Source organism: Brevundimonas sp. UBA5866, from assembly GCF_002432125.1.
Taxonomy (GTDB): Bacteria; Pseudomonadota; Alphaproteobacteria; order Caulobacterales; family Caulobacteraceae; genus Brevundimonas.
On sequence record NZ_DJFS01000009.1, the window covers coordinates 1 to 6,545 of the forward strand.

The window sequence follows — 6,545 nt, forward strand, 5'->3', positions numbered from 1 at the left end:
CGAGCCCATCCGGTATGACAAGCGCAGATACAAACGACGCAACCGCATCGAAATCATGTTCGGTCGTCTGAAAGACTGGCGACGCATTGCCACGCTTTATGATCAGTGCCCGAACGTCTTCCTCTCCGCCATAGCCCTCGCCGCTACAGTGCTCTTTTGGCTATGAGTCCTGAGCCTAGGCTGGCTCAGAACCGCAGCCGTCCGGATGGGCGGCCATCGCGCCGGAGATGACCAACATGATGAGGGTGTCGACGTCTCCAGCGTCGGACCCTGAATCGGCCACCTTTGAGGGAAGCACCGGTCGGGCGCGTAGAGATACACAGGGCCAGGATCGGCCAATGTCTGGAGACGATTATGCGTAACTTCAATCCCGCGCCCTTCATCGCCGTCGCGGCGGTCGTAACCTTCGCCGCTGGACCGGCGGCGGCTCACGCCCGTCTGGTCAGCGCAAACCCCGCGCCCAACTCGACCGTGGCTGCGACTCAGACACTGACGCTCACCTTCAGCGAGCGCTCTGTTGCCGCTTTTTCCGGCTTTGACGTCGTCAATGCGGCGGGGGAGAAGGTCCCACTTCGGAATTCGGTTGCTGAAGACGGTAAAACCCTGACAGGGACCCTGGCCCGCCCGCTGGCTGCTGGCGCCTACCGTATCGACTGGCGCATCGCGTCAAGCGACGGCCACCGGATGACGGGTTCCTACACCTTCTCGGTGCGCTGACGCCGTGCTCGAATTCGCGATCATCGCCCTCCGCTGGCTTCAATACAGCGGTGCGGTCGTCCTTCTCGGCGCGCCGCTGTTCCTGCTCTACAGCTTCAAGGGCGGCGACGCCCTGAACCTGACCTGGGCGCGTCCCACGTTGATCGTCTCGTCGGTCGTCGTGGCGATAGGCTCACTGGCCGCCTTGGTGATGCAGACCGCCGTCATGGCGGGTTCGTTGAGCGAAGCCGTCAAGCCCGCTTCGCTATCCTTCATGGTCACCGGCACGACCTTGGGCATGGCCATGGTCGCTCGGGCTGTCGTCGCAATTTTCAGCCTTGTCGCACTTGCCTCTCTGAAGCCTGGGCGAACGCTCTGGGGACTGACGGTGGGGGCAGGATTGATTGTGGCCGCCAGCTTTGCCTGGACCGGCCATGGGGCCGCGACCGAGGGGGCTGGCGGGCTTCTCCACCTTGTTGCCGACATCATCCATGCTGCGGCCGCCGCATTGTGGCTGGGGGCTCTGGCAGCCTTGACAATCCTCCTGCTGCGCCGGGCCGCGCCGGACGATTTGACCATCCACAACGCCCTGCACGGCTTCGCCGGCCTTGGGACCCTGGCCGTCGTACTGCTGGTCCTGACCGGCCTCGTGAACAGTTGGTTCCTGGTCGGCCCCGCACGCGTTGGAGACCTGGGAGCCAGCGTCTACGGCCAGCTTCTGATCGCCAAACTCGTGTTGTTCGGCCTGATGCTCGCCCTGGCGGCCGGAAACCGCTTTCGCCTGACACCTGTCCTGGGTTCGGCGCTGGCGGGCGGCGAAGACACTCGACAGGCGCTTCAACGGCTCCGACGCAGCGTCGTCGCGGAGACGCTGGTCGGGGCTGCGTTGCTGGCCGTCGTCGCGGTGATGGGCACGCTCGCCCCGCCGTCGGCCATGTGACGTAGCGGACGCCTAACTGGGGGCGCGCGACGACCAGTCGATGTGATGGATGCGCCAGCCTTCGGCGTGCCGCTTCAGGACCATCGTCTCGGTCGTGAGCCGGTCCACGGCGCGGCTGTTGAATTGGCCCGTCGTGCGGCCTTCGCTGGTAATCCAGGCGACATCGCCGTCGGCCCAGCCGGACCGCCGCGTCACCGTCGCCTCAGACGCAGCGGCGAAGGCGGCGTCTGAGCCCAGGTGGTGGGAGGCGTATTCGTCGCGCGACCGCTCGGCCCCGCCTTCTTCAAAGATCATCACCTCCGGCGCCAACAGGGCCAGCGCGGCAGCCCTATCGCCGGCCTTGAGCGCGGCGTGAAAGGCATCAACGGCGGTGGCGGCGTCCGCTGCTGCCACAGCTACCGAACCTACGGCGGGATCATGGCCGTGAGCGTGGTCTTGGGCGAAGGCGGGTGTCGCCGTGAACACGGCGAACGACAGGATGAGGGCAAGGGATGTGCGAGACATTACAGGCTCCGGATTGTGGGTGATCTGAATGGGCTGAGCGCGATCTGCGTCAGGCCAGTTGGTTGTGGCGAGCGAACACGCGGGTCGCGCCCGAGCGAAGCACCAGCAGGGTGTCGTAGGGCTCCTTTTGTCCCTGCGGCGTCTCCATGCCGGGCGAACCGAGCGGCATGGCCGGCACGGCGATACCGATTGCGGTCGGTCGCTCGGCCAGCAGACGGATGACATCCTGAGCCGGCACATGACCCTCGACCAGATAGCCATCGATCAGGCCGGTGTGACAGGAGGCCAGCGCGTCCGGTATTCCCCGACTGCTCCGGATCGACTGGAGGCTTGGAAGAACCGTGATGGTGGTGCTGAAGCCTGCCGCGCGCATGTGCGCGATCCATCCGTCGCAGCAGGCGCAGGTCGGCGTCTTGAAGACCGTCAGGTTCCTCGACGGACGCGTCTGAGCGCAGGCGGTTCCGGTCAAGCCGATGAACAGGCCGACGCCCAGCAGCAGGCGACGGTTCAAGTTGGCGGGGTTCAAAAGGGTTCTCCTTGATCGCTGTGAATGGATCGTCTGGCTTCCACGGGATCAGCGCGTTGCGGTGCCATCCACGCCCGGAGCAGCCGACGGCCGGGGCGCTCGACGAAGACATGGATGGCTGCGGCGGCGGCGAGCGTCAACACCAGCATGGCGGCCAGCTCTGCCATGCCCATCCGGTAGTCACCGGGCCAGCCGAAGAACGCTTGCGCCGCGTTGCGCCAAACCATCAGGATTGGGATGTGGACGAGGTAGAGGGCGAACGAAGCCTCGCCTGCGAACAGGGCCACGGGATGGGACAGGCAGGTCCGCACACGTGCCTTGGCCAACAGAGCGAGCGATAGAACGAAGGGACCGGCCGCCGCGACGATAATGCGGTCGTCGGCGCCGAGTTGCATGAGAGTGAGCAGCGCGGCCGTGGTCGCCAAGGCGCCCATGACCGACACGCGGGGCGACGGCGTCCAGCGCTGACCGAGGTAGTAGAGACCTATGCCATAGAGGAATTCAGGGACGATGCGCAGGATTCCCATGCTGTCCTCGGCCCGAGGCAACACCCGACCGAACTGAGCGCGATAGAATGCGTCGAGCGCGACGAACAGTATCGCTGCAAGTGCGATGATGACCCACGGTCTCGCCCGCAGCCGGAGAGCCAGAGCGGCGTAGGCGGGAAACGCAAGGTAGGCGAACCATTCCGCCGAAAGAGACCAGGCTGGACCATCCACAGGACCATGGTTTCGCGCGGAAACCAGGCCTGGACGAGCAACAGAGTGCCGGCGAAGTCAGCAGGGTTGAAGCGGCCCGGCTCCAATCCGACGCCGAACAGAGGCGCAAGCAACACAAGTCCAAGCATGCCCAGCAGGATGAACAGATGAGCCGGATAAATCCGCGCGAACCGCGCCGCGAGGAACCTTCGGTAATCGGGGACGCCGTCCCCTTGCAGATACACGTGCGTGAGGATGAAGCCTGACAGGATGAAAAAGACGTCCACGCCTAGCCGCGCGCGATCCAACAGCCCGACGGCTTCGTCGGGAAGCATCCATTGAAGCTGGCAGTGAAACAGGACGACGCCGAGCGCGAGAAAGAACCTCACGCCGGTGAGCGGATCGAGCACGTCAGGAAAAGGAACCCGTATGGGGCCTGATCTGTCGTTCATATCGCTCCCCCTTGACCGACGGGATGTCCCGGTCGTTCTCTGGTATCTACGCGGGCGGCGGCTCATCCCCTCGTAAGGGGAACGCGAAGCTGGCGCGTATGGCAGATGGGGCGTGAGGCAGGTGCGGAATGATTGATGATATGGACAGACTGATTGGAATGGTTGCGCCAGATGACACCGCGCTGCTGGCCGGCGTGGAAGATGCCGTCTGGGCGCGGGTCAGTGAACGCAAGGACCGTGCGCGCCTAGGCCACGTCCGCGTAGCGGCTGTGGCGCTTGCCCTTGTCGTCGGCGTCACGAATGGAGGTCTGATGCTTCTAGCGCCTCGGCCGGAGCCTTCCGAAATGCGGATTTTCACCGTGTCGGCCGGTTTGTCGCCGCTCACCACCCTGGACGTCCAGGGATGAGGGCGAACTGGAAGTCCATACTCATCACGGCGATCCTGGCGGCGCTGGCCAGCGGTGCGACGACCTGGGGGACCGCGACCTGGGTCATGCGAGAGCGGCAGCCTCCTAACCTTCACAGCATCGTCCATAAAAAACTCGATCTGAGTCCAGATCAAGACCATCGCCTTGACGTCATCGAAGCCCGCTTCGCCGTTCAACGACCCGCGCTGGAGGCCGAAGTCCGCGCCGCCAATCGCGAACTGGCGGCTGCCATTGCCGCCAGCAACGGCGACACGCCCCAGGTTCAAGCGGCGGTGGATCATTTCCATGTCGCCATGGGCGATCTCCAGAAGGCGACAATCGCCCATGTCTTCGAGATGCGATCCGTATTGACCCCGGCCCAGGCCGAGGTGTTCGACAAAGCGGTCGTCGACGCTTTGCGTCACGACGCCGGATAAGCGCCGCGCGTGGAAGCCGAGCAGAGCATCGAGGTTCGCGCGGCAGGCGGAGACCGAGCCTCCTTCACCACCCTGATGGCTGCGACCAAGGGCGATCTGCATCGCTTCATCCGCCGCTATGTCGGTGACGAGGACGAGGCCCCCGACCTGTTGCAGGAGACCTATGTCGCCGCCTGGCTGGCCGTGCGACGATACGATCCGACGCGGCCCTTCGATGTCTGGCTGCGCTCCATCGCCCTGAACAAATGTCGCGATTGGAGCCGTCGGAGAGCGGTTCGCCGCGTCGTGCGCGGGGTCATGGGTCTTGATGCGCCCGAGGCGACAACGGTGAGCGACGATACGCCTACACCCGAGGTCCGGCTGGACGACCTGCGCAGGGTGGCGGACCTGAAACGCGCGTTGGCAGACCTTCCGGACGGCCTGAAGGCTCCCCTCCTGCTCGCGACGCTCGAAGGGCGGTCTCATGCCGAGATCGCAACAATCCTGGGCGTCACGCCGAAGGCTGTGGAGACCCGCATCGCCCGCGCGCGCAAGAAATTATCAGAGGTCTTGGCGCGCCAAGCCGAGCGAAGGCGCCTGACCCCGCCATGATGGGAAGGCGCAGAAGGCTTTGATCTGGGTGGCTGTGGCGTCCTGTCGCAAGGGCTTGGTCGCCAGGATGCGTATCTGAACGAATGGCTGAATAGCAGATCAAGGAACTTCTTGCTGATGTCGACCCCACACTTCGATCGTCGAACCCTTCTTCGTGGCGCCGTCGCGGGTGGCGGCCTGCTGGGATTGCAAGGGCTCCTACCCGCTTGGGCTCAGACCGGATCAGCCGGGCTGCGCGCCGATTTGCCGACGCTGGCGGGGCCGAATATCGACCTGACGGTGGGCCGTTCCGAATTCATCGTCGGCGGGCGCACCGGCCATGCGGTGACGGTCAACGGCCTGTTGCCCGCCCCCATGCTGCGGATGCGCGAAGGCCAGAACGTGCGCCTGTCGGTCACCAACACACTGGACGAGGACACCTCGATCCATTGGCATGGCTTGCTGCTGCCGTTCCAGATGGACGGTGTGCCGGGCGTCAGCTTCCCCGGCATCAAGCCGCGCGAGACCTTTGTCTATGAGTTTCCGCTGAAGCAGTCGGGCACCTACTGGTATCACAGCCACTCGGGTTTGCAGGAGGCCATGGGCCACTATGGCCCCATCGTCATCGACCCGGCGGGCGCCGATCCGGTCGGCTATGACCGCGAGCATGTTCTGGTCCTGTCGGACTGGAGCTTCATGCATCCGCACGAAATCCTGGCCAAGCTGAAGAAGAGCCCCGGCTACTTCAACATGCAGAAGACCACACTGGCGGGCCTGCTGGACGGATCGGACGGTATGAGCCTGGCCGAGCGCCGGATGTGGGGGGCCATGCGGATGGACCCGCGCGACATCCTGGACGTCAACGGCACGACCTACACCTATCTGGTCAACGGCCACGGGCCCGAGGAGAACTGGACCGGCCTGTTCCGGNNGGCGAGCGGGTGCGCCTGCGCGTCATCAACGCCTCGGCCATGTCGATCTTCAACGTCCGCATTCCGGGTCTGGCCATGACCGTGGTTCAGGCCGACGGCGAGCACGTCCGCCCGGTCGAGGTGGACGAGTTCCAGATTTCGGTCGCCGAGACCTATGACGTCATCGTCCGTCCGCTTGAGGACCGCGCCTACACCATCGTGTCGGAGGCCATCGACCGTTCGGGCATGGGGCGCGCGACCCTGGCCCCGCGTATGGGCATGACCGCCGAGGTTCCCCCCCTGCGCAAGGTGCCGAACCTGACCATGACCGACATGGGCATGGGCGGCATGGACCACGGCAGCATGGCCGGCATGGACCACTCGGCACACGGTGCTGCAGGGGC

9 protein-coding genes and 2 pseudogenes are annotated in these 6,545 nt (G+C 65.0%); 7 read left to right on the forward strand and 4 right to left on the reverse strand.

Annotation, left to right across the window (positions count from 1 at the left end; all coding sequences use genetic code 11):
- From B3H86_RS00875 to copD, 3 genes are all read left to right on the forward strand, one after another.
- The coding region (locus B3H86_RS00875) for a transposase (protein WP_292050685.1) at positions 1 to 166 on the forward strand (166 nt) is incomplete at its 5' end.
- Positions 167 to 354: 188 nt separating this feature from the next.
- Entirely contained in the window at positions 355 to 717 is a 363-nt protein-coding gene (copC, locus tag B3H86_RS00880) for a copper homeostasis periplasmic binding protein CopC (RefSeq protein ID WP_242915572.1), read from the forward strand.
- 4 nt (positions 718 to 721) lie between these two features.
- Complete coding sequence (gene copD, locus B3H86_RS00885) at positions 722 to 1,636, forward strand: copper homeostasis membrane protein CopD (RefSeq protein ID WP_292050681.1); 915 nt, start codon at positions 722 to 724, stop codon at positions 1,634 to 1,636.
- Positions 1,637 to 1,648: 12 nt separating this feature from the next.
- On the opposite strand, the gene B3H86_RS00890 is transcribed toward copD, so the two are convergent.
- The 4 genes and pseudogenes from B3H86_RS00890 to B3H86_RS00905 form a co-directional block, all read right to left on the reverse strand.
- Positions 1,649 to 2,140, reverse strand: coding sequence for a nuclear transport factor 2 family protein (locus B3H86_RS00890; RefSeq protein ID WP_292050682.1), 492 nt, complete (start codon positions 2,138 to 2,140; stop codon positions 1,649 to 1,651).
- Between the two features lie 49 nt (positions 2,141 to 2,189).
- A complete protein-coding gene (locus B3H86_RS00895) occupies positions 2,190 to 2,666 on the reverse strand; it encodes a DUF411 domain-containing protein (RefSeq protein WP_242915567.1) in 477 nt (158 codons plus the stop codon).
- Positions 2,663 to 3,385 carry an acyltransferase family protein gene (locus B3H86_RS00900; protein WP_292050683.1) on the reverse strand — a complete coding sequence of 241 codons (723 nt, stop codon included), beginning with the start codon at positions 3,383 to 3,385 and terminating at the stop codon, positions 2,663 to 2,665. Before B3H86_RS00900 ends, B3H86_RS00895 begins: the two co-directional genes overlap by 4 nt.
- A 143-nt stretch (positions 3,386 to 3,528) precedes the next feature.
- Positions 3,529 to 3,882: pseudogene (locus tag B3H86_RS00905) on the reverse strand (acyltransferase family protein); the annotation flags it as partial.
- A 74-nt stretch (positions 3,883 to 3,956) separates the two neighbouring features.
- Here B3H86_RS00905 and B3H86_RS00910 point away from each other — a divergent pair.
- The 4 genes and pseudogenes from B3H86_RS00910 to B3H86_RS00925 form a co-directional block, all read left to right on the forward strand.
- Complete coding sequence (locus B3H86_RS00910; protein ID WP_242915564.1) at positions 3,957 to 4,223, forward strand: hypothetical protein; 267 nt, start codon at positions 3,957 to 3,959, stop codon at positions 4,221 to 4,223.
- Positions 4,220 to 4,660: a Spy/CpxP family protein refolding chaperone gene (locus B3H86_RS00915; protein ID WP_242915562.1), complete on the forward strand. Its 441-nt coding sequence runs from the start codon at positions 4,220 to 4,222 to the stop codon at positions 4,658 to 4,660. The genes B3H86_RS00910 and B3H86_RS00915 overlap by 4 nt, the downstream gene beginning before the upstream one ends.
- A 9-nt stretch (positions 4,661 to 4,669) precedes the next feature.
- A complete protein-coding gene (locus B3H86_RS00920; protein ID WP_292050684.1) occupies positions 4,670 to 5,251 on the forward strand; it encodes an RNA polymerase sigma factor in 582 nt (193 codons plus the stop codon).
- Between the two features lie 117 nt (positions 5,252 to 5,368).
- A pseudogene (locus B3H86_RS00925) lies at positions 5,369 to 6,545 on the forward strand (copper resistance system multicopper oxidase); the annotation flags it as partial.